Origin of the sequence: Bacillus bingmayongensis (genome assembly GCF_000299035.1) — a bacterium.
Classification (GTDB): domain Bacteria; phylum Bacillota; class Bacilli; order Bacillales; family Bacillaceae_G; genus Bacillus_A; species Bacillus_A bingmayongensis.
Genome location: NZ_JH921518.1, coordinates 48817 through 69697 on the forward strand (window position 1 = coordinate 48817; position 20881 = coordinate 69697).

Genomic DNA, 20881 nt, shown 5'->3' on the forward strand with positions numbered 1-20881 from the left:
TAATGATCTTCAAAACTTTAATTCTTTATATGCTTTGGGAGACAATAATTGTGGAACGAGTTCAAGAATTATATCAACAATTTCAAGAAGAAATGGGCTGGAATCATAATGATAGACGCAATGAATTTCAGCACAGTAAAAAATCCCTCTTATATATCCATATGTTACTGACAACAGAGGTCACTGAAGTCGCCGAGGAATTTCGGACACTCTTTTACAAGACAGCGCAATTAAAAAGGAAGGTGTTCCTGAACATGAAGCATATGCTCAGGCGAAAGAAGAAATCCGTGAAAATCTCGGTAAAGAGCTTGTGGATTCTCTAGCTTATTTATGTAAATTAGATAATTGTTTTGAGTTTAACTTAGAAGATGAAATACGAATTCACTCTCAAAGTCTACAAAATAAAAAATAGGAGGATATTTCCCCTCCTATTTTTTATCTATATGCTTTTAATTCCTTCTCTTTCACTTTAAGAAGAAGCCCCTTCTCTATCCAGCCTTCCACACCGTCTTTTTTTATTAAATCATATCCTGTACAGCTATCATCAATAAGTGAAACAATGTCACCTTCCCTTACACTTATTTGCGCACAAGAAATATCGGTTTTAACAGTATAATCGTCTGTTTCATTTTGTTTTATATATTCATTTTTAACGTATAGTTGTTTATTTGTTTCTATTTGTTTGCATATTGTAAAATCGTCATTTTCTTCAACTGGTACAATATAATAATACGGATATGTGACTCCGCCTTGCATCATTGGTTCTGCATCAAAATCTGCTAATATTTCATATTGTGGAAAATGATCTACATATGTATATGAAAACACATCTTTAGAAATTAATCTATGAATGATAAATGCATTTAATTGTCCCGCTTCTTTAATAGTATTCCCTCCATCAATCGCAATTATTTTCTTGTTTTCATCGATAACTGGATTATTAGATGGTACCTCTTCAGAATAATTGACAACAGGCCAATGCCCAACTATTGCATACTTATTTGCGCGATGTGATTTAGTAAAAAACTCTGGCATTGCAAGCGCATTTTTCCGTTCGGTCTTCTTCCAATCTTCTATATCTTCAAGTCCTGCGTGTACAAAAATATAGTCATCTGTTTCAATAACAGTCGGCAACTCTGTAAGCCACTTTATTTCTATTGAAAAGGGACTCGTTAATATATCTTTTACCTCACGAATATCCGTCTCTTCGTTAATATAAAAGCCCAATTGATTAAGCCATTCATTAAATATAGAATTCTTTCTCGTATATAAATAGTTTATTAACCCTGGATTTTCATTTAAGAGAGCATCAACTAAGGCTTCACAATTCCCTTCAATAACATGTACGTTTGGATTATGAGCTTCAAGTTCCCTAACATAGTTTACAACACCTATACTATTGCTTCCTTTTTCACAAAGATCACCATTAATGATTAAATAATCCTCTAGACTAAAATTAACTTTGCTTAATAATTTTTTTAAAAGCTCTAATTCTCCATGAATATCAGAAATAACAATAACTCTTCCCTCATTTGGAATTGATAATTTTCTTATTTTATCCAATATAGACGCTCCTTTTTTTCATTTACAACTTTCTACATATTTAAATATTCCTTTATCATTTCATAAAAACGATTCGACAAAATATCTTATTATACCTTTTCTAACCTATTTTTGTTATAACAAAAAAATAGTAGATTCTATATCTTATTACATTTAGAATCTACTATTTTCTTCTCTATTATAATTCTTTATGAAAAGAATAGCTTACCTTATCATAGCCTTCTCTTTCATAAAAACGGTGAGCGTCTATACGCGGAAAAGCTGATGTCAGGGCAATACAAGTACACCCCTGTTCTTTTCCCCACCTTTCTATATATGATAGCAATACCTCACCATACCCTTTCGACCGATGTGCCTCTGCTGTTACAAGATCATATACAAAAACATGCTTCTTATTATAAAAATTCGTACATGCCGCTACCCCAGCAAGGCTAACTGCTTCTCCTTCTTTATTAAATAAAGAAAACAATTGATAATTCTCTTCCTTCATTTGACGAAATAAAACTCGGGCTTCCTCTTTTGTAAGTGCAGTTCGTAATTGTTGTAAAACCGGTAATACCTCATATAATTGCTCTTCTGTTTTAATTTCCTTAACATTCATCACAAATCTCCCCTGACTATTTATAAAATTTTCTAAATGTTATATCATTAGTATAAATAAAGACTGCTCTTTTCTTAAGTGGCAGTTCATTTCTTTTTTATAAGGCCAGTTTTAAAGGAGAGCGCATCCAATGGATTTAATCATTCCACTACAATTAGAAAGTCAAACACCTATCTATATACAAATTTATAATTACATGAAACAAGAAATCTTAAAGGGAACGCTCCCTGCCGGAACACGTCTTCCTTCTCACCGAAATTTGGCATTACAACTTGGTGTTAGTCGAATTACAGTCGAGTCAGCTTATCAGCAGTTGTCTGCAGAAGGCTATGTGGAGAGTAAACCAAAGCGCGGTATATTTGTTATCGAAGTAGATATGGATGTTATTTCAAATAATCTACAAGCTCCATCTTATCACGCTGAAAAAACAAGAAAAAACGCGCTCTATTTTGATTGTAGCCAAGGAAATGTCGATCAAACAGCTTTTCCACTCTCAAATTGGAAAAGAGCACTGCAAGAATGTTTACTCCAATATGAAAACGACTTATTTACAAAAGAAGACCCACAAGGAGAACAAATACTTCGCACTTACATTGCAAAGTATTTGTACCATGCTCGCGGAGTTCACTGCACTCCTGATCAAATTATTATCGGCGCTGGTACACAGCCCCTTCTTTGGTTACTGATTCAATTACTTGGAAAGCAAAAGTCATATGCAATTGAAAACCCTGGATTCCATCGCGTAAAAGCCATTATTCAAAGCTGTGGTCTTCCTATTCATCCTGTCTCATTGGATAAGAAAGGAATGAACATTTCATCTCTCAATAATTGCAATGCGAACGTTGCTTATGTTACCCCTTCTCATCAATTTCCATATGGCATGATTATGCCTTTATCAAGGCGACTTGAGTTATTAAAATGGGCCAATGATTGCTCTGGCCATATTATCGAAGACGATTACGACGGAGAGTTTCGCTACGTTGGAAAACCAATCCCCTCCTTGCAAGGGCTTGATACAAATGAACGTGTGATTTACATGGGAACTTTTTCAAAATCATTTTTACCTTCCTTAAGAATGGGCTATATCGTTCTCCCTAATCATCTTTTGGAAGTCTATAAACACTTCGGGGGCATTTTTAAACAAACTGTTTCTAAAATACAACAGCTTGCTCTTGCTAACTTCATTCAAAAAGGAGATTGGGAACGACACTTAAACCGCGTTCGTACATTATATAAGAAAAAACATCATCAACTAATCAAATCACTTGTAAGCCAAATGGGCACTGATGTTGATATACTTGGAGATCAATCTGGACTTCATATCGTACTCCATGTTCATAACGGCATGAATGAACATGAACTCATTCAATCAGCTGCTGAAAAACATGTAAAAGTTTATCCTCTATCCATATACGATTCAGTAAATAATTTACAAAAAGAATCTTACGTATTACTAGGTTTCGGTGGGATACCAATCGATGCAATTGAAAACGTTGTAGCGTTATTAAAAAAAGCTTGGTTTGCTAAAAAAAGCTGCTCCTCGCAAAAGTAATTGCAAGAAGCAGCTTTTTTATGTCTAATCATTTGATGTTTGCCCTGAACGTGATGACATCCCTGGACGTTTCACACCAGTTGTTTCTGTTGAATAAGAAGCTTCAATGATGGCACTTGAATCTACAGAGAGAACGAGATCTTTCATCTTTGGATAAATAAAACGGTTTGTAATACAATAGATAATTCTCTGATGTTCTCCTAAAAAACCACCTTCTCCATGTAGATACGTAACAGAAAGTTGTAACTCTTTCATAAGAAGTTCACCAATTTCTTTATTTTTACTCGAAATAATCATGACACTCTTGCCTTGATTAATGCCATCTAATATGAAATCAATCATCTTCGTAACAATATAGAAAATTGCAAGTGAGAACATTGCTTGCTCGATTGAAAATAAAATAGCCACAAATACAAAAATAACAGCATTTACAGCCAGTAAAAATGTACTAATTGGCACTTTAAAATGTTTGTTCATCCAGACTGCTAACATTTCTGACCCGTCAATTGCACCGCCCATTTTCACAACAATTCCAACACCAATTCCAAATAACACCCTGCCATACAAGACAATTAGTAATTCAGATGTTGTTATAGCTGGAAATGGCTTTAAGTAGATTAAACCAAGAGTTGTTACAATATTTGCATAGGACGTACGAATAAAGAACTTTTTCCCCATTACTTTTGCAGTAAATAATAAAATAGGAATGTTAAGTCCTAAAAACACACCGTACAGCGGCAATCCAGCAACTTTATTTGCCATAATAGAAAAATGGCTGTTACCCCACCATCTACTAATCCGTTTGGCGCTAAAATAAGCTCCATTGAACCCGCTACAATAATCGATCCAATTGTTAATAACACATATTCAAATATTTTTCATTCATTACCCCCAAAACAGATATATTTTCTTAGTATTACCATACTGAAATTTTTCTAGAAATACAAAGAAATTACTTTATATACACAAAATCTTCACTTTTTTGGTAATTTTTATAAATTCCATCTGCGTTTCAAGCCAAAATACACACTTTTGCAGAAGTGTGTATTTTAGAATTTCCTATTTATTTTTGAAGGGAACTAGATATAGTCTCTTTTTTTAATTTAAATATTTCATCTACTGCCTTTTTATAACCTCCCGCTTTCCGTAGACTTAACCCTACTGTTCTACTTCCCTCTTTATAAACTTGATTATTAAGGAGATGGTTTACCGTTTCTCGCAATGCATCCGATGTGACATTTTTATAATCTAAAACAATACCAGCATTTAATTCTTCGACTCGTCTTGCCACAAAAGGTTGATCATTTGTAATTGGTAACACAATAAGTGGTGTATCATAATAAAGTCCTTCGCTCACGCTGTTCATACCGCCGTGGGTAATAAATACATTCGTATATTTTAAGACTTCTAGTTGTGGAACGTAAGGACGAACAATAAAATTAGATGGAATATTTGTGAGTTTCGTTACATCCGTTTCCTTACCAACAGACATTACAACAACTCCATCAAATTCTTCTAAAGCATGAAAACATGTGTTATATAGTTCTAGTTGTTGATTCAGCTCTGTTCCCATTGAAAGGTAAATTACCTCTTTTCCTACTAGCTTATCAAATGGAAAATCGATTCTCTCCTCACGTGCATTGATAGAAGGACCTACAAACTTAACATTACTTTGAAATTGCTCTGCTTGTGGTTGAAAATATTCAGAAGTAAAAACTAATGTCATATCACTTTCATAATAAAAAAGCTGTTCAAGAGAACCAATTTGTAGTTCATAACGATTACTTATTCTATCTAAAATCTCTTGACATTCCTTATATAAAGGTGAATTCGTATCCACTTTACTTTTTTGCACAGATAATTTCTCAAAAACCTCCTTATTCATTGCAAATGTTGTGCAAGAAGCAATCGATGGTAATTGTAAGATTTCAGCTAAAAATCTTCCTAACAAAAAATGTTGATCATAAATGATATAATCAAACTTTTCACAGTTAATTTCTTTTAAAAGAAAAGGAAGTGCATTTTCAGTTGCATTTAAGAATCTATATATCATTTGTACCGGATTAAACATATCCTTCATTCTGTCATTTAAACGAATTTCTTTCAAATGGTCCTTAAAATTTCGAAATGCAACACCGGTATTTTGCAACCTAGAACGATATTCTTCCTCACAATAGTAAATAACTTCTTCCCCTCTATTAACAAGTTCTTTCACAAGGCCTATTGTAGGATTGATATGACCTTCTGCTGGAAAATTAATTACAAGTACTTTTGACATAAAAATCACTCCATTTTCTATACATTTTCATTAGAGTAGATTTCTAGTTGTCACTTATTATTTTCTAATTGAATGTAATTATTTATGCACAATAGTTGATGTGAATGTTACAATTTCATCTACAGCTTTTTTATATCCACCCGCCGCTTGTAAGGACTCCCCAATTTCACAACTTTTTTCTCTAAAACTTTTATTATCTAGTACCTTTTCTACTGCTTCACGTAAGATTTCAGCGGTTAAATTTGTGCGATCCAACTGAATCCCTGCTCCTAATTCTTCGACACGTTTTGCTACAAAAGGTTGATCTCCTATAACCGGAATTACAACTAATGGAACCCCATAATATAAACCCTCACTAGAACTATTCATTCCTCCGTGTGTAATAAATACATTTGTATGTTGTAGTACTTCTAACTGTGGTACGTAGTTATATATCTTAAAATTCGCTGGAATTTCTTCAAATTGCCTTATATTTATTTTGTTACCAACTACTAACACGACAACTGCATCTATATCTTGAAATGCTTCAAAGCATTTTTCGTATAGTTCTGGTTGTTCATTAAAGATCGTCCCCATCGAAATGAAAATTACTGGCTTCTTTTTTAAATCCTCCACTTGAAAGCTTTCTACATCCTTACGTGGCGCAATTGAAGAGCCAACAAATTTAAAAGATTCATCAAATGTATGAGAATAAGGTTGGTATTGTTCTGACGTATATACAATGGTAATATCTCCTGGGTGATTCATAATATCAAATAAGTCATTACATTTTATTCCATATTTCTCTTCCCATCTTTTCATCCCAAATACACAAGACTGGTACAATGGGGAACTTTCATCTATTTTTTTTCTAAGCTCATTAGTATCATGAAATGAGATATTGTTATTAAAAGCAAAAGTTGTACACGAAGAAATTTTGGGTAACTGCAAGACAGTTGCAAGAATGTATCCTACCGCAAAATGATTATCATAAATTATATACTCATACTGTTCTTCTTTTATTTCCTCTAGAATATCACCTACAATACGATCAGTAGCTTCAATCATTTTTGACAACATCTCCAAAGAACTATTCCCTTGTTGAATCCGATTCATTATATTGATTTGAGGAAGAAAATTCTCATATGATCGAAATTCAGCACCTGTTGCTTCAATTTTATTTCTATAATCCTCAATACAATACGAAACAACTTTTTCTCCTCTTTTTATTAATTCACTTACAACTGCTAACGTTGGATTGATATGCCCTTCTCCAGGAAAATTAATCACAAGAACTTTCGCCATAATACTCTCCCCTTTCCTAACCATTAACAAAGTTAACTTAATAATTAATTTTATTAATGATTTGCGATTTATTATATATGATAGTCTATTAACTTTTCATATATTTAACCGGATTTTATTATTGAGAAATATTTTCATAGCAGCTTCCCCTTACACATTACATTCTTAATTCAGCCAGAATCCTCGACCTAATCACAATTCACATTTCAAAAAACACATCTATAATCTCTTGTTAAATCCTTAATCATCCACTAATAGCTCAAAAAAAGTTGAAAAATATTATTTTGATAATTCCTATAAAAATAGAGAAATTCATATTTTATAGGAACTTCCTCCCCCGTATCTCGCTACTTTTCAAAGTTAATAATCCTCCTTATTTATTATTTTTATATAATTCATCACTTATCTTCAATTCTATTATATAATCAATTTATCGAATTTACAGAAAAATAGGCTCATGCATTTCGAAAAGGCTACGAAACCATCATGCCAATTCCCGATTTACAACAATGCCGTGCACCTTACCGTTATTTATATCAGTTATTATCCGTTCAAGGAAGTGTGGATTTAGAGGAATAGTTACAACATCCTATCTACTTTTAAAATGCTTTTAGAGGTTCTACAGCAGATACATCTGCATGGTTACAAAAAATAATGTCATCACCTGCTCACCAAGTATATATCGCTCTAATTGATAAATAACCGATAGGAACCATTACAGTAAACAAACAGAAAGAAGGTACTTTCATATCGGGATTCGCTGTACATCCTTCTTATCAAGGAAAAGGATATAGAAAAAGCATTTTGCAGTACATCAGCTATTGACCGAGGAAAAAACGAAGATTGAATTAGAGGTTGAAACTAAAAACAATTATGCTCTTAACCTTTATAAACAATATGGTTTCGAGAGTACAACGCAGTATGATTATTATAATTTGCTACCATAAAATGAAACTTTAATCAGTGTTTTTCATCCCTAATGAATATTAACCCTTACGAATCAGGCTCTATATTGATTCAATAGTAACAAAAGGGCTGAACCATAATATGATGATTCAGCCCTTTTTCCATTTATTTTTTTCTTAATATATTCACAACAGCCGTCGTTTCGCCGTTTTCTTTATATACACGCGGGATTCTTCGATCTAACATACAAGTCACTTCATAATTAATGGTACCAAGCATATCAGCTATTTCTTCTACAGGAATTTCTTCTTCACCTTGTTTACCGTAGAAAACTACTTCATCCCCTACGTGTACAGGCATTGCTTTCGTAACATCTAACATTAATTGATCCATACAAACGCGACCAAGAACTGGTACACGAATTCCATTAATTAGCGCCTGTCCCTTATTTGACAACAGACGGTTATACCCATCTGCATAGCCAATTGGAACAGTTGCAATCCACTCTTCGCCTGTTGTCACATACGTATTCCCATAACTTACACCACGATCTTTTTTCGCATGTTTAATATGAGCAACTTTCGACTTTAATGATAATGCCGGCTCTAAGGAAACAACTGTATGATCTACTTCTCTTGAAGGATACATACCGTATACGCCAATTCCAACGCGGACCATATTTTGAAATGTATTGCTAACTTCCATTGATCCAGCACTATTTGAACTGTGGATATACGGAAGATGAATTCCCATTTCTTTCGCTGTATTTACAGCTTTCTCAAATAAACTCGTTTGCATATTTGTATATGTTTTATCGATTTCATCAGCTGTAGAGTAATGTGTAAACATACCTTCTATTTCTACATACTTCATGTTTTTTAATTCTTCTAGAAATGGTATGACTTCCTCTTCTTGTAAACCAATACGACTCATGCCTGTATCAATTTTCACTTGAATACGGGCTTTCTTTTCAAGCTGCTTAGCAATTTCATTAATACCTTTTAAATCTTCTATTCTATATACCGTCATCATGATATCGTATTCAATCGCATCTTTAGCAGCTTCCACTGGTGTATAACCTAAAACTAAAATTGGCACAGTAACTCCTGCTTCGCGTAGTTCGATTCCTTCATCTACAAATGCAACAGCAAGTTGATTCACTCCTGCCTCAATTGCCGCTTTTGCAACTTCAACCGCCCCGTGTCCATAACCATTCGCCTTTACAGCTGCCATCATTGCAATATTTTTATCGTTTACACGTTTTTTAAATTCTCTCACATTATGTTTTACAGCATCTAAATTAATTTCAACAACTGTATCTCTTCCATATCTCGAACTCATTGGTCTAAACTCCTAACTCAATAATTGCTTTCCATTCTATTTCTCGTTCATTATGACCTTTTACAATATAATACTTTTCATTTCCCTAGTCAAACTACTAGAATTTTCGGAATTTTGAATATGATATAACACCCTCAAGACATTATTATATACGGAGACGAGGAGAATTACAATGTTTGTTCAAGCTGCATTGCATCACCTTAAATGACACCAAACTCCTTTAATGCATAGGCTATCCCACCTTCACTTGCCTTTTTTGTAACGAAGTCTGCCTTTTGCTTTAGCCTTTCCCCGCCATTTCCCATGGCAATTCCTAAACCTACATACTCTAACATATCACCATCATTTCCACCGTCTCCAAAAGCAATTGCTTCCGATTCACAAATATTTAGATAATCCAATACCTTTTTAATAGCAGTTAGCTTAGAAACTTCAGTATCCTCAAGTACATTCATAACATATCCATGAAAACGATCAAATTTAAGTGCTGGAAATCTTTCTAGAAATTTTTGAGCTTCTGTTTCATCCGCATACAAACACACGCAATAAACCTCATCTGAAAGGGATTTCATTTTTTCAGGATATTGTTGTAGGTTTAAAGTCTCTTTTAATGCTTTCATTACCCTTTCATCATTAGAAGCCATGCCATTCATTGCGAATTCCTCTGTAAAATAAGAAACACCATGACCATTTAACTCGGCAAAAGTTGTGATATCATGAACTGTTTCTCTCGAAAGCACTGATTTATGTATAACTGTATCATTACATTTTATATGTGCACCATTCGCGGAAATAAACGTATCTATGCCTATCTCTTTAAATTCTGCACATAAATTGTAAGGCCTCCCTGTTGTAACTACTACTATAATTCCTTTTCCAATCAACTTCCCAATCGCTTCTTTCGTACTCGCAAGGATACTCCTGTCAATTTCACTCAATAAAGTACCATCAACATCAAAAAATACAATTTTATACATATTACCCTCTCTTTCTCTTATCCTCTTTAAACAAAGAAAGATATTAACACATTATTTCTGATTCTTCAAACAAATAAGCGATTCTTATTAGGATTAAGAATCGCTTCTACTCGAAATTATTATTTTTCTTCCACACTACCTTTTACCTTTCCTCCAACACCCCAATGTGAACCTGGAATCTCATTTACTAGGACGCGTACTCGTTCAGCATCCACCTCCAAACTTTTGGCAACCGCATCTGTAACATTCGAAATGAGACTTTGAATCTGCTCCTGTTTTCTACCTTCAATAATTTGAATTTGTACAATTGGCATACTCATCTCTCACTTTACTCTTTATTCACAAAACATTGATACACTACCCAAACCTTCAAACTGTGCAATAATAGCGTCACCAGCTTTAAAAGCAATTGCTTCAGATAATGCCCCGCTTAGTACAATATCACCTTTTTTCAACCCCTCATTTTGTAATCCAAGCTTATTTACCGCCCAAGCAATTGCCGTTGCAGGATGTCCAAGTACCGCTGCTCCCGCTCCTGTTGTGGCCATTTTACCATTTTTCGACATCACCATTCCGATATTAGCTAAATCTATTTCCTTAGCATTAACCCATTTACTCCCTAATAGAAATTTTGAGGATGAGCAATTATCCGCAATTACATCAGGTAATGTAAATTTAAAATTCAAATAACGACTATCAATAATTTCCAAAGCTGGCGCAACATATTTTGTTGCCTTTAATACATCATCCGCTGTAACGTTAGTACCTTGTAAATCCTCCCCCATTAAAAAGGCAATCTCTGGTTCTACTTTTGGATGAATTAGCGTTTCATACTGCACAGGTTCCCATTCAAACGCTAACATATCATGTAATAAATAGCCGTAAATCGCTTCATCAATCCCCATCATTTGTTGTTTCGCTTTACTTGTTAATCCAAGCTTTACTCCAACTCTTTTCGATCCTTCTTTCATCTTCTGTTCAACTAACCGATTCTGCAATATGTAAGCATCTTCTACTGTTAAATCAGGATGCTGATCCGTTACCTTTACTACTTCTTTTCGTTTCCTCTCGGCCTGAAGTAAATATTCAACAATCTCCAAATCCGCCCCTTTAACTAAAGCCATATTTTACACCCCCGCTTTTATCTTCGCTAATTCAGCTGCTACATCTAAAATCATATCCTCTTGACCACCAACTACTTTCCTCTTACCAAGTTCTATTAAAATATCACGAGCATCTACATTAAATCTATGAGCCGCTCTCTCAGCATGTAATAAAAAGCTTGAATATACACCGGCATACCCCATTACAAGACTACCTTTTTGAATTTCTTGTGGTCCCGGTAAGAGCGGTGCAACAATATCTTCTGCTAAATCCATCATTTTATATAAATCTATATCTAACTTATACCCCATGCGATCCAGTACAGCTAATAACACCTCTGTTTGCGCATTCCCAGCTCCGGCTCCAAGACAGCGGACACTTCCATCAATACGAGTTGCTCCTTCTTCAATTGCAGTAATCGTATTTGCTACTGCAACAGAAAGATTATTATGACCATGGAAGCCAATTTCAATATTTAAAGATTGCCGTAATGCCTGAATACGTTCGCGTACTTCATGTGACAATAAAGCGCCAGCTGAATCTGTTACATAGACAGCTTGTGCTCCATAGTTCTCCATAAGCTTTGCTTGTTCTACTAATTTCTCAATAGGTGCCGAATGTGCCATCATTAAAAATCCACACACTTCCATACCTAACTCTCGCGCAAAGTGAATATGCTGCGCCGAAACATCCGCCTCCGTTACATGAGTTGCTACGCGAACAAGTTTCGCTCCAATGCTCTTTGCTTGTTTTAATTCATGGATCGTACCAATGCCAGGAATAAGTAAAACCGCTACCTTAGCATGTTTACACTCTTCTACTGCCGCTTCAATAAGTTTCATTTCATCTACTAACGACTTTCCATATTGCAGTGTAGAACCACCTAACCCATCCCCATGACTGACTTCAATATAATGCATACCAGCCTCATCCAACGACCTAGTTACAGAACGAACTTGTTCCTCTGTAAATTGATGCCTCATTACATGACTTCCATCACGTAAACAAACTTCAGTTATTTTGATTGGCATATCACTATTTCGTTTCATTCATCACACCTCGTTCCTGCCTTTCAATTATTCGGCATGCAAACCCTTCTCCAACTTTTAATGCCGCCGCTGTCATAATATCTAAATTACCAGCGTAAGGAGGAAAGTAATCTCCAGCTCCTTCTACCTCCAAAAATACAGTCACACAGTTCCCATCAAACATTGGTTCTTGTTTTAAAGAATACCCTGGAACATATGACTTAACTATTTCAACCATCTTACAAATCGCCTGCTGAAGTGAGAATTCATCCATATGCTTAACTTCACAATATACTGTATCTCTCATTAATATAGGAGGATCTGCAGGGTTTAATATAATAAGTGCTTTTCCACAATCTGCTCCGCCGACTTCTTCAATCCCACGCTTTGTTGTAATCGTAAATTCATCAATATTTGCCCGTGTACCTGGCCCTGCACTTAAACTCGAAATCGTAGCAACTATTTCCGCATACGTAACGTCCGCTACTTCATTAATAGCATGGACAATCGGAATTGTTGCTTGCCCGCCACATGTAATCATATTGACGTTTCGTACTTCTATATGATTTTCACCTTGCACTGCTGGACAAACAAATGGACCACATGCTGCTGGTGTCAAATCAATTACTAGTTTTCCTAGCCCTCTTAAAACTTCCGCATGCCGAATATGAGCTTTGGCTGACGTTGCATCAAATATAATATCCGCTATACTAGGATTCTCAATGATTGCTTGTATACCATTATCAAAAACCGCATACCCTTCTTTCTCCGCTCGCTTTAATCCGTCTGATTCAGAATCTATCCCAATCATAGCAGTCATTTCGATACCTTCACTTTTTCTTAATTTGTACATTAAATCCGTACCGATATTTCCAGAACCTATAATAGCCGCCTTCACTTTCCTCACATATATCCCCTCCTTTTCACACAATCATAAAATTATACAAATTTAATAGAAACCGAACCAAGAGACCCGAAATCAGCTTGAATTACATCATTACATTGAACTGAAACAGCGCTTGATAATGCACCTGGCAAAATTAATTCCCCTGCCTTCAATGAAATATGAAATTCACTAAGTTTATTCGCTAGCCAAGCAACAGCTTGCGCAGGATGTCCTAATGCCGCTGCCCCTGCTCCAGTAGCAATTAAACTATTATTTTTATAAAACGCCATTCCAGCTGTACGTAAATCTACTTCAGATACATCAGAAAACTTATCACCAACGACTACTTTCGCAGATGAACCATTATCCGCTACTGTATCAGCAAGCTTAATCTTCCAATCTGCAATACGACTATCAATAATTTCAAGTGTAGGTACAATATATTTCGTTGCCATTAAAACGTCTATATATGTAATATTAGGTCCACTCAAATCCTCTGCTAAAACAAATCCAATTTCTGCTTCTACTTTCGGAGATACAAATGAATCTACAGAGATTATACTTCCACTTTCTACTTTCATATCATCTAGTAAATGTCCGTAATCTGGTTCATTTACTCCAAGCATTTGTTGCATGGCATGACTCGTAAGTCCGACTTTTTTCCCAATCACTTTACGTCCTTGTTTTAGTTTTCGTCCCACTACTTCGAGCTGAATGCTATACGAATCTGAAACTGATAAATTTGGATACCTTTCTGTAAAAGAAGAAATTGGTCTACACGTTTGTTCTGCCTGCAACAGTTCATCTGCTAATTCCTTTATTAACACTTGCATTTATCTCACCTCATTATTAGAATCTATATTTATAACACATCAGTGGAAATACCATTCCACTGATGGAGTTTCACTTTATAATTTCATCGTGACTGTCTTCGCTTCCGTATAAAATTCAAAGCTATGGCGTCCACCTTCTCGGCCAATACCACTTGCCTTAGAACCACCAAATGGGGTACGTAAATCTCGAACATACCAACAATTAATCCATAACAAGCCCGAATCAATTTGCGAAACAACTCGCTGTGCTCTTCGAAGATCATTTGTCCAAACAACCCCTGCTAAGCCATAAATAGAATCATTTGCGATACGAATTGCATCTTTTTCTGTTTTAAATGGAATAACAACTAAAACTGGACCAAAAATTTCCTCTTGGGCTACACGCATACGGTTATCAACATCATATAATACAGTTGGTTCATAAAAATTCCCTTGCGCTAGACCCTCGATCCTTTTTCCGCCATGGGCTAATTTTGCTCCTTCTGAAAGACCAATTTCTACGTAACGATCAACTGTTTCTAAATGTGATTTTGAAACAAGTGCTCCCATATCTGTATCTTCACCAAGGGGATCTCCCACTTTTATCTTTTTTACGGCTGCTACAAATTTCTCTAAAAACTGTTCATATACACTTTCTTGTACAAGTAACCTTGAGCCAGCTAAACAAATTTCTCCTTGATTCCGATAAATCGCTTCAATTGATCCTTGTATCGCTTCATCTAAATCAGCATCTTCAAATACAATATTCGCTGATTTCCCGCCTAATTCTAACGAAACTGGTATTAAGTTTTCTGAGGCATTCCGCATAATTGTTTTTCCTGTATTACTTTCTCCTACGAATGAAATACGCCTTACAGCAGGATATGTCGTCATTTTTGTTCCTACCGTACTCCCTGGACCAGTAATAATATTAAGTACGCCAGGAGGTAGCCCAGCCTCATTCGCAATTGCGCCAAGCATAACTGCACTTAGCGGTGTGTAAGACGCTGGTTTTACAACAACTGTATTACCAGCAGCTAATGCAGCTGACACCTTCCATGTCATCTGCATAAATGGTAAATTCCAAGGAATAATTAGGCTCGTCACTCCTGCTGGTGCATATTTCGCATACGACATAAAGTTATGTTTATCATAATGTTCATGCACCATATACTTTGCCATCTCAGCAAAGAAACGAAAATTATGAGCAGAACGCGGAATATCGAAGCCACGGCTTTCTTTTATCGGCTTTCCAACATCAAGTGTCTCAATATACGCTAACTCATCCACTTTTTCCATAATCAAATCGGACATTTTACATAAAATAGTGGACCGTTCTTCTACAGGCATTTTACTCCAAATACCATTTGTAAACGTACGCTCTGCCACATCTATCGCTCGCTTTGCATCCTCTTCATTTGCTTGTGCAACAGAGGCAAGTTTTCTATTTGTCGATGGGTTGAACGTATCGAACGTTTCGCCGGACATCGCATCAACATATTCACCACCAATAAATAACTTTGCATCTTTTACTTTCATTTTTTCAGTTAACAGTTCTTTATTCACACTCTTTGCCTCCTACTCTTCAATTTCTAAAACCATCTCAATTTCAATTGTTGTATTGTTCGGTAGTTGAGCCATTCCAACAGCAGAACGAGCATGCTTTCCCTTCTCACCAAAAACATCTACTAATAAGTCAGATGCACCATTCATCACTTTTGGTTGATTAATAAAATCTTCTGTACTGTTTACAAAACCAAGTAACTTCACAACTCGTTTCACTTTATTTAAATCACCTATTTCATTCTTTACGACACTTAATACGTTCAACATTGACTGTCTTGCTGCTTTATATCCATCTTCTATTGATACATCCTTACCTAATTTCCCGTGGTACTGGTCAACACCTTGTCCAGCAGTAAATAATAAGTTTCCAACCCTTACACAACTTACATAATTACCTACCGCCGGACGAATAGCTGGTAGTGTAAGTCCCATTTCATTTAATTTACTCTCTGGTGTTTGTACTTTCTGCATATACTACACCTCTTTTTTTCATATCAATATTTAAGAAGCTCGCTGCATTTCCACCAAGCATAGCTTCCTTTTGCTCCTCGGATAACTCAAGTGTCTCGTCAATTACTTTACCTGGATGAATTTCCCGTAGTAAAAACGGATAATCCGATCCCATAAAAATCTTTTCATGTCCAAATCGCTCTATCATATATTTAAGATTGATAGGATCATAGTTTAAAGAATCGAAATAAAATTTCTTTGCATAATGGCTAGGAGGGTACGTAGTTAGTCTCAGATGCGGCCATACTTGCCATCCTTGATCTAATCGCGGCAAAATATACGGGAATGAACCACCACCATGAGCAAAACAAATCTTTAGCCTAGGAAACTTCTCCATTATCCCACTCCATATAAGTGTGGCTGCGGCAAGTGCCGTTTCACTTGGCATCCCAACGGTATACATAAAATTATGATGTGGCATTCTATCACGTCCTAATGTTTCCCATGGATGAATAAAAATCGGGACTTGCCACTTTTCAGCCATTCGGAAAAATTCAATAAATGAGGGATCATCTAAATTTTTCCCATTTACATTCGTTCCAATTTCGATTCCATGTAACCTTAATTCCTTTATACATCGCTCCATCTCACGAACTGCAGTTTCTCCATCTTGCATCGGCACTGTTCCTAATCCAACAAAACGATCTGGATATGCCTGGACTGTTTCCGCAATAAAATCATTTTGAATACGCGCCATTGCTTCTGCTTCTTCTGGTTTTGCCCAATAAGAAAATGTAACAGGAATTGGTGATAGTACTTGTATATCTACGCCTTCACGGTCCATATCTTCAATTCTTTTCTCCGGACACCATACTTGATCTGTCACATCGCGAAAGTTTTTCCCTCCAATCATAATGGCCGCACCACATGTACAAGTGCGATTTAATATTGGCCAACGTCCACCACCAAACTTCTCCTCAAAATCCGGAAATGTTTCAGGAATAATATGTGTATGAAAATCTATTCGCACTTCCATTCCTCCACTTCTTCTGGCATAATATGCCCGCAGTTTTTGCACGCACGAATTTCCTTATTTGAATTAAAACTATGAATCGCTTCTTTCACTTGCTTTTCAATATCGTTTAATTGAACTCGTACGCGATGCATTTCATGATTACACTCATCACAAAACCAAACAAAATCTTCAAGTTCTCCTTGATTACGTTTCCTTTCAATTACTAATCCATACGTGTCTGCAACGCGGTGCGGCGAATGTGGCACCATAGCTGGTAACATAAATACATCGCCTTCTTTCACTGTAACAACTTCACGTTTCCCCTCTTCCGTAATACATTCCACATAACATTCGCCTTTTATTTGATAAAAAAATTCATCTGAAGGATCTACATGGAAATCACGTCTTCTATTTGGCCCTCCTAATATCATGGCAATAAACTCTGAGTCTTGCCAAATTACCTTGTTATTCACCGGTGGTTTCAATAACTCTTTATTTTCATCAATCCATTTTAGTAAATTAAAAGATTGTAATGTTTTTGACATGTTTTTTCCTCCTTATAATTCATCCCATTTATATAGTTTTAAGAGACCATCCTAATAAAGATTGAGACCTCTGTAATTCTCCTTGAAATAAATGATTTCGAATTCTCGTTGAAGAAATCCTTTCACCTTCTTCACAGCAAATTTCTTCAACAATAGAAACATCAAAATATTTCATTAACAGTCCTATATCACCTTCACGATCTTTTCCAAACCGAAAATCTTCTCCTACATAAATCCCTACTGGGCATAACTTTTGTAACTCTTGAACAAAGTGACTAGCCGTTCTCATTACATACGCTTCATCAAAACGAATAACAATTACATGTTCAACACCAAGTTCTTGAAATCGATTTAATTTCTCATCAATTGTTGTTAATACTTGAGCTCCCTTGAAATAAGCACGTGGTGGTGGATCAAATGTATACACGACATTTGTAATCTGTAGTTCTTTAGATTTCTCCACCGCGTTTCTAATAACAGTTTGATGTCCTTTATGAACACCATCAAAAGCTCCAATGGAAACAATCGATTTTATTAATTTAGGTACACAATGATCATGTATATAAATGATTTTCACCTCTCTTTTTTAATCGGCATCAAATATCTAAATAACCAAATTCTTTTGAAATTAAATTTGCCGTATTCATTACACTTCGAATCATGACTTGACGATTACTGCCTTGCATATACGTTATTGGCCCAACAATATTAAGAGCCGCAATCGTTCTTCCAGTGTAAGAACGAATAGGAGCGGCAATTCCATATAGTCCATGCTCATTTTCGTTATCACTTATGGAATAACCTTGCTTACGAATTGTCTGTAATTCCTTTTGAAATTTCTTCATACAGGTAATCGTATTTGGCGCCCTGGGCAAAAGCGCATGCTCTGAAGTGTACTCTAAAGAAGAAGGATTAAATGAAAGCAGTACTTTCCCTGTACTTGTACAATATGCAGGCTTCCTAGATCCAACATGAGTTGAAATTTGAACGGAATCCTTTGATGAAACTTTCAAAATAAATACAACGTCTCCGCGATCAAACATACCAATATGCACTGTTCCATTAAATTTCCTCACAAGCTCTTCTACAATTGGAATTGCCCCACTATAAATCTCTTGTTGGAACATTACTTGATTGCCCCACTCAAGTAATTTCCAACCAAGCCGGTATTTTCTTTGTTCATCTCGAATGAGCATACCTTCTTCACACAATGTACGAACAAGATGATGAACTGTACTCGGATTCATATTTAATTTCGCTGCAATTTCTGAGTTTCCTAATACTGGCTCATCATTCGTGAAACAATTTAGAATTTTGCAAATTTTACTGATAGAAGCGATCAAAATAACTTACCTCCTCTATTCCAGTTACATATTTTCAGATTCATATAGAGCTAAACCTATAGGAAGATTTACATCCTAACAGTAAAATTCTTGTTATCTATTTGTTGCTCCTTCCTTTTCCACTCAAATTTGTAAGCGCAATCATTTTGTAGTTAACTTAATGCGCTTTCAGATGAACTCGTTTGCAAAGCATTATTCACAAGGGATAAAGATTGTTGTTTTTTATACGCATTATAAAACATACCCATTTTTCGAACTGGATCGCCAGAATAATAACGCTCATATTGTAATAAACGTTGTCCAAATGCTTCACCACATAAATCCCAAGCTAATTTAAATAAGCGAACACGTTCCTCAGAAGATACCCCTTCACGCCCAAGATAATATTTATGCATATCATCTTGAATTTCTGGATTCATAAAGTCCGCACCAGTTGGCGACATTAGCAGTCCACCAGCACCAATTGTTTGAATAATTTCAATAGCACGCGGATACATTTTAGGTAATAAACTACGTATCGTATCAAGAGGTAACCTTGCTGGTACAGCTTCACCATATGCATTCATTTCATACTCATATTCTGCTACTTGTAAGAGCGCTCGAATTGTTTCTACATCTTGTATTAATTCTGCTAACTGATTTTGTACGTTTAAAAAGCCGTCTACTCCAATTGAATCTGCTAGCTTGATCGCCACTTCAGCGGCAAAAGAAAGCTTTACCAGACCCCTGATTCCCGATTGGTGTGCCGGTTGATGTCCAATTCCTGTTTTAGGATACAGCTGATTTCCAGCCTCTACACTTTGATAAATAAACACCTTATCCCATGGAATAAATACATTATGAAATACAAGTAATGCATCCATTTCTTCAAACCTTGATGCAAGTGGATGATCGAATAATGATCGTTTTCCATCTTGCATTGGCTCACGACAAAGAATTCTTAACCCTGGTGCATCAATTGGAACTGCAAAAGAGATTGCATGACGCTCATCACCTGTTTTAAAGCTCGGATAGGAATAAATGATTACTTCATCTGTAATCGGTGCAAGAGTTGCTAACATTTTAGCTCCGCTCACATACATTCCCTCTTCCGTTTCACTCACTACACCTAAATGCATCGTTTCATCTTCTTGTTGATGTGACGCTTTACTTCGGTCATTTTGTGGATTAATGATCGCATGTGTTAAAAACAAATCTTGATCACGTATATGTTTATAATAATTCTTTATATTTCCCCCCCATGAGGAATCAAATTTTTCAAAAAACCATGCATTGCTCGCCATTGAAGTGACCGTAACATTTAAAAAATCTGGCGTTCTGCCCATTAAACCAAAGGTAGCTTTAGCCCATACCTCAAACAATTCACGACGCGCTTTTAAATCCTCATAATTTCTCGGCACTAAAAATGCATTCGAAACCCGCTCTCCGGTCTCTTCGCATATGTGGGTAATCTTATCTTGATATTTTGGATCATGCTGCATATCATATAGGTTTGCAATTTGTAAAATCGGTTCCCGAAAAACATCTTCATTTACAACATCTGTTACTCTTCTTCCACCAATCCAAATTTCAGGATTTCTCGCCTTTAATCCTTCAATATACTGAGCCCCTGTTCGAATCGCCATGTTTA

20 protein-coding genes and 3 pseudogenes are annotated in these 20881 nt (G+C 35.7%); 4 read left to right on the forward strand and 19 right to left on the reverse strand.

Annotated features, from left to right (window positions below):
- The first annotated feature begins 50 nt into the window (after nt 1-50).
- Nucleotides 51-323, forward strand: coding sequence for a hypothetical protein (locus Y7E_RS29940; protein ID WP_237741390.1), 273 nt, complete (start codon nt 51-53; stop codon nt 321-323).
- A 112-nt stretch (nt 324-435) separates the two neighbouring features.
- Here Y7E_RS29940 and Y7E_RS0114820 read toward each other — a convergent pair whose 3' ends face one another.
- On the reverse strand, nt 436-1563 hold the full coding sequence (locus Y7E_RS0114820) for a metallophosphoesterase (RefSeq protein WP_017152052.1): 1128 nt from the start codon (nt 1561-1563) through the stop codon (nt 436-438).
- Between the two features lie 178 nt (nt 1564-1741).
- Nucleotides 1742-2164 carry a GNAT family N-acetyltransferase gene (locus Y7E_RS0114825; RefSeq protein WP_017152053.1) on the reverse strand — a complete coding sequence of 141 codons (423 nt, stop codon included), beginning with the start codon at nt 2162-2164 and terminating at the stop codon, nt 1742-1744.
- A 130-nt stretch (nt 2165-2294) separates the two neighbouring features.
- Between Y7E_RS0114825 and pdxR the strand changes: the two genes are divergently transcribed.
- Nucleotides 2295-3716 (forward strand): MocR-like pyridoxine biosynthesis transcription factor PdxR, encoded by a 1422-nt coding sequence (pdxR, locus tag Y7E_RS0114830; protein ID WP_017152054.1) that lies wholly within the window; start codon nt 2295-2297, stop codon nt 3714-3716.
- A 24-nt stretch (nt 3717-3740) separates the two neighbouring features.
- Here pdxR and Y7E_RS29945 read toward each other — a convergent pair.
- From Y7E_RS29945 to Y7E_RS0114845, 3 genes and pseudogenes are all read right to left on the reverse strand, one after another.
- A pseudogene (locus Y7E_RS29945) lies at nt 3741-4540 on the reverse strand (YitT family protein).
- A gap of 239 nt (nt 4541-4779) precedes the next feature.
- Nucleotides 4780-5994 carry a macrolide family glycosyltransferase gene (locus Y7E_RS0114840; protein ID WP_017152056.1) on the reverse strand — a complete coding sequence of 405 codons (1215 nt, stop codon included), beginning with the start codon at nt 5992-5994 and terminating at the stop codon, nt 4780-4782.
- 78 nt (nt 5995-6072) lie between these two features.
- Entirely contained in the window at nt 6073-7278 is a 1206-nt protein-coding gene (locus Y7E_RS0114845) for a macrolide family glycosyltransferase (protein ID WP_017152057.1), read from the reverse strand.
- Between the two features lie 453 nt (nt 7279-7731).
- On the opposite strand from Y7E_RS0114845, the pseudogene Y7E_RS34445 reads away from it, so the two are divergent.
- Nucleotides 7732-7857 (forward strand): annotated as a pseudogene (locus Y7E_RS34445) (nitrate reductase); the annotation flags it as partial.
- Nucleotides 7858-7884: 27 nt separating this feature from the next.
- Nucleotides 7885-8225, forward strand: a pseudogene (locus Y7E_RS31790) (GNAT family N-acetyltransferase); the annotation flags it as partial.
- A 124-nt stretch (nt 8226-8349) separates the two neighbouring features.
- Here Y7E_RS31790 and alr read toward each other — a convergent pair.
- From alr to Y7E_RS0114915, 14 genes are all read right to left on the reverse strand, one after another.
- A complete protein-coding gene (gene alr / locus Y7E_RS0114850) occupies nt 8350-9525 on the reverse strand; it encodes an alanine racemase (protein ID WP_017152058.1) in 1176 nt (391 codons plus the stop codon).
- A 200-nt stretch (nt 9526-9725) separates the two neighbouring features.
- Nucleotides 9726-10502, reverse strand: coding sequence for a Cof-type HAD-IIB family hydrolase (locus Y7E_RS0114855; RefSeq protein WP_017152059.1), 777 nt, complete (start codon nt 10500-10502; stop codon nt 9726-9728).
- A gap of 119 nt (nt 10503-10621) precedes the next feature.
- Nucleotides 10622-10816 carry a 4-oxalocrotonate tautomerase gene (locus tag Y7E_RS0114860; RefSeq protein WP_026049218.1) on the reverse strand — a complete coding sequence of 65 codons (195 nt, stop codon included), beginning with the start codon at nt 10814-10816 and terminating at the stop codon, nt 10622-10624.
- Between the two features lie 21 nt (nt 10817-10837).
- The gene (locus Y7E_RS0114865) at nt 10838-11626 is read right to left on the reverse strand and encodes a 2-keto-4-pentenoate hydratase (RefSeq protein ID WP_017152061.1); all 789 of its coding nucleotides are present in this window, start codon (nt 11624-11626) and stop codon (nt 10838-10840) included.
- A gap of 3 nt (nt 11627-11629) precedes the next feature.
- Complete coding sequence (gene dmpG, locus Y7E_RS0114870) at nt 11630-12655, reverse strand: 4-hydroxy-2-oxovalerate aldolase (RefSeq protein ID WP_017152062.1); 1026 nt, start codon at nt 12653-12655, stop codon at nt 11630-11632.
- Nucleotides 12642-13541: an acetaldehyde dehydrogenase (acetylating) gene (locus Y7E_RS0114875; RefSeq protein WP_017152063.1), complete on the reverse strand. Its 900-nt coding sequence runs from the start codon at nt 13539-13541 to the stop codon at nt 12642-12644. Before Y7E_RS0114875 ends, dmpG begins: the two co-directional genes overlap by 14 nt.
- A 32-nt stretch (nt 13542-13573) precedes the next feature.
- On the reverse strand, nt 13574-14353 hold the full coding sequence (locus Y7E_RS0114880) for a 2-keto-4-pentenoate hydratase (RefSeq protein ID WP_017152064.1): 780 nt from the start codon (nt 14351-14353) through the stop codon (nt 13574-13576).
- Between the two features lie 75 nt (nt 14354-14428).
- Nucleotides 14429-15898: an aldehyde dehydrogenase gene (locus Y7E_RS0114885; RefSeq protein ID WP_017152065.1), complete on the reverse strand. Its 1470-nt coding sequence runs from the start codon at nt 15896-15898 to the stop codon at nt 14429-14431.
- Nucleotides 15899-15910: 12 nt separating this feature from the next.
- Nucleotides 15911-16369 carry a RidA family protein gene (locus Y7E_RS0114890; protein WP_017152066.1) on the reverse strand — a complete coding sequence of 153 codons (459 nt, stop codon included), beginning with the start codon at nt 16367-16369 and terminating at the stop codon, nt 15911-15913.
- Nucleotides 16341-17384 carry an amidohydrolase family protein gene (locus Y7E_RS0114895; RefSeq protein WP_034278614.1) on the reverse strand — a complete coding sequence of 348 codons (1044 nt, stop codon included), beginning with the start codon at nt 17382-17384 and terminating at the stop codon, nt 16341-16343. The genes Y7E_RS0114890 and Y7E_RS0114895 overlap by 29 nt, the downstream gene beginning before the upstream one ends.
- Nucleotides 17369-17908 carry a 3-hydroxyanthranilate 3,4-dioxygenase gene (nbaC, locus tag Y7E_RS0114900; protein ID WP_017152068.1) on the reverse strand — a complete coding sequence of 180 codons (540 nt, stop codon included), beginning with the start codon at nt 17906-17908 and terminating at the stop codon, nt 17369-17371. The genes Y7E_RS0114895 and nbaC overlap by 16 nt, the downstream gene beginning before the upstream one ends.
- Before the next feature lie 28 nt (nt 17909-17936).
- On the reverse strand, nt 17937-18485 hold the full coding sequence (locus tag Y7E_RS0114905) for an FAD synthetase family protein (protein ID WP_017152069.1): 549 nt from the start codon (nt 18483-18485) through the stop codon (nt 17937-17939).
- Between the two features lie 19 nt (nt 18486-18504).
- A complete protein-coding gene (locus Y7E_RS0114910; RefSeq protein WP_017152070.1) occupies nt 18505-19251 on the reverse strand; it encodes an IclR family transcriptional regulator in 747 nt (248 codons plus the stop codon).
- A gap of 152 nt (nt 19252-19403) precedes the next feature.
- Entirely contained in the window at nt 19404-20876 is a 1473-nt protein-coding gene (locus Y7E_RS0114915; protein WP_017152071.1) for a 4-hydroxyphenylacetate 3-hydroxylase family protein, read from the reverse strand.
- Nucleotides 20877-20881: the final 5 nt, after the last annotated feature.

Coding starts and splice junctions, on each gene's coding strand:
- Y7E_RS0114825 (WP_017152053.1), bottom strand. CDS start 2,164: ATGAATGTTAAGGAAATTAAAACAGAAGAGCAATTATATGAGGTATTA.
- pdxR (WP_017152054.1), top strand. CDS start 2,295: ATGGATTTAATCATTCCACTACAATTAGAAAGTCAAACACCTATCTAT.
- Y7E_RS0114840 (WP_017152056.1), bottom strand. CDS start 5,994: ATGTCAAAAGTACTTGTAATTAATTTTCCAGCAGAAGGTCATATCAAT.
- Y7E_RS0114845 (WP_017152057.1), bottom strand. CDS start 7,278: ATGGCGAAAGTTCTTGTGATTAATTTTCCTGGAGAAGGGCATATCAAT.
- alr (WP_017152058.1), bottom strand. CDS start 9,525: ATGAGTTCGAGATATGGAAGAGATACAGTTGTTGAAATTAATTTAGAT.
- Y7E_RS0114855 (WP_017152059.1), bottom strand. CDS start 10,502: ATGTATAAAATTGTATTTTTTGATGTTGATGGTACTTTATTGAGTGAA.
- Y7E_RS0114860 (WP_026049218.1), bottom strand. CDS start 10,816: ATGCCAATTGTACAAATTCAAATTATTGAAGGTAGAAAACAGGAGCAG.
- Y7E_RS0114865 (WP_017152061.1), bottom strand. CDS start 11,626: ATGGCTTTAGTTAAAGGGGCGGATTTGGAGATTGTTGAATATTTACTT.
- dmpG (WP_017152062.1), bottom strand. CDS start 12,655: ATGAAACGAAATAGTGATATGCCAATCAAAATAACTGAAGTTTGTTTA.
- Y7E_RS0114880 (WP_017152064.1), bottom strand. CDS start 14,353: ATGCAAGTGTTAATAAAGGAATTAGCAGATGAACTGTTGCAGGCAGAA.
- Y7E_RS0114890 (WP_017152066.1), bottom strand. CDS start 16,369: ATGCAGAAAGTACAAACACCAGAGAGTAAATTAAATGAAATGGGACTT.
- Y7E_RS0114895 (WP_034278614.1), bottom strand. CDS start 17,384: ATGGAAGTGCGAATAGATTTTCATACACATATTATTCCTGAAACATTT.
- nbaC (WP_017152068.1), bottom strand. CDS start 17,908: ATGTCAAAAACATTACAATCTTTTAATTTACTAAAATGGATTGATGAA.
- Y7E_RS0114915 (WP_017152071.1), bottom strand. CDS start 20,876: ATGGCGATTCGAACAGGGGCTCAGTATATTGAAGGATTAAAGGCGAGA.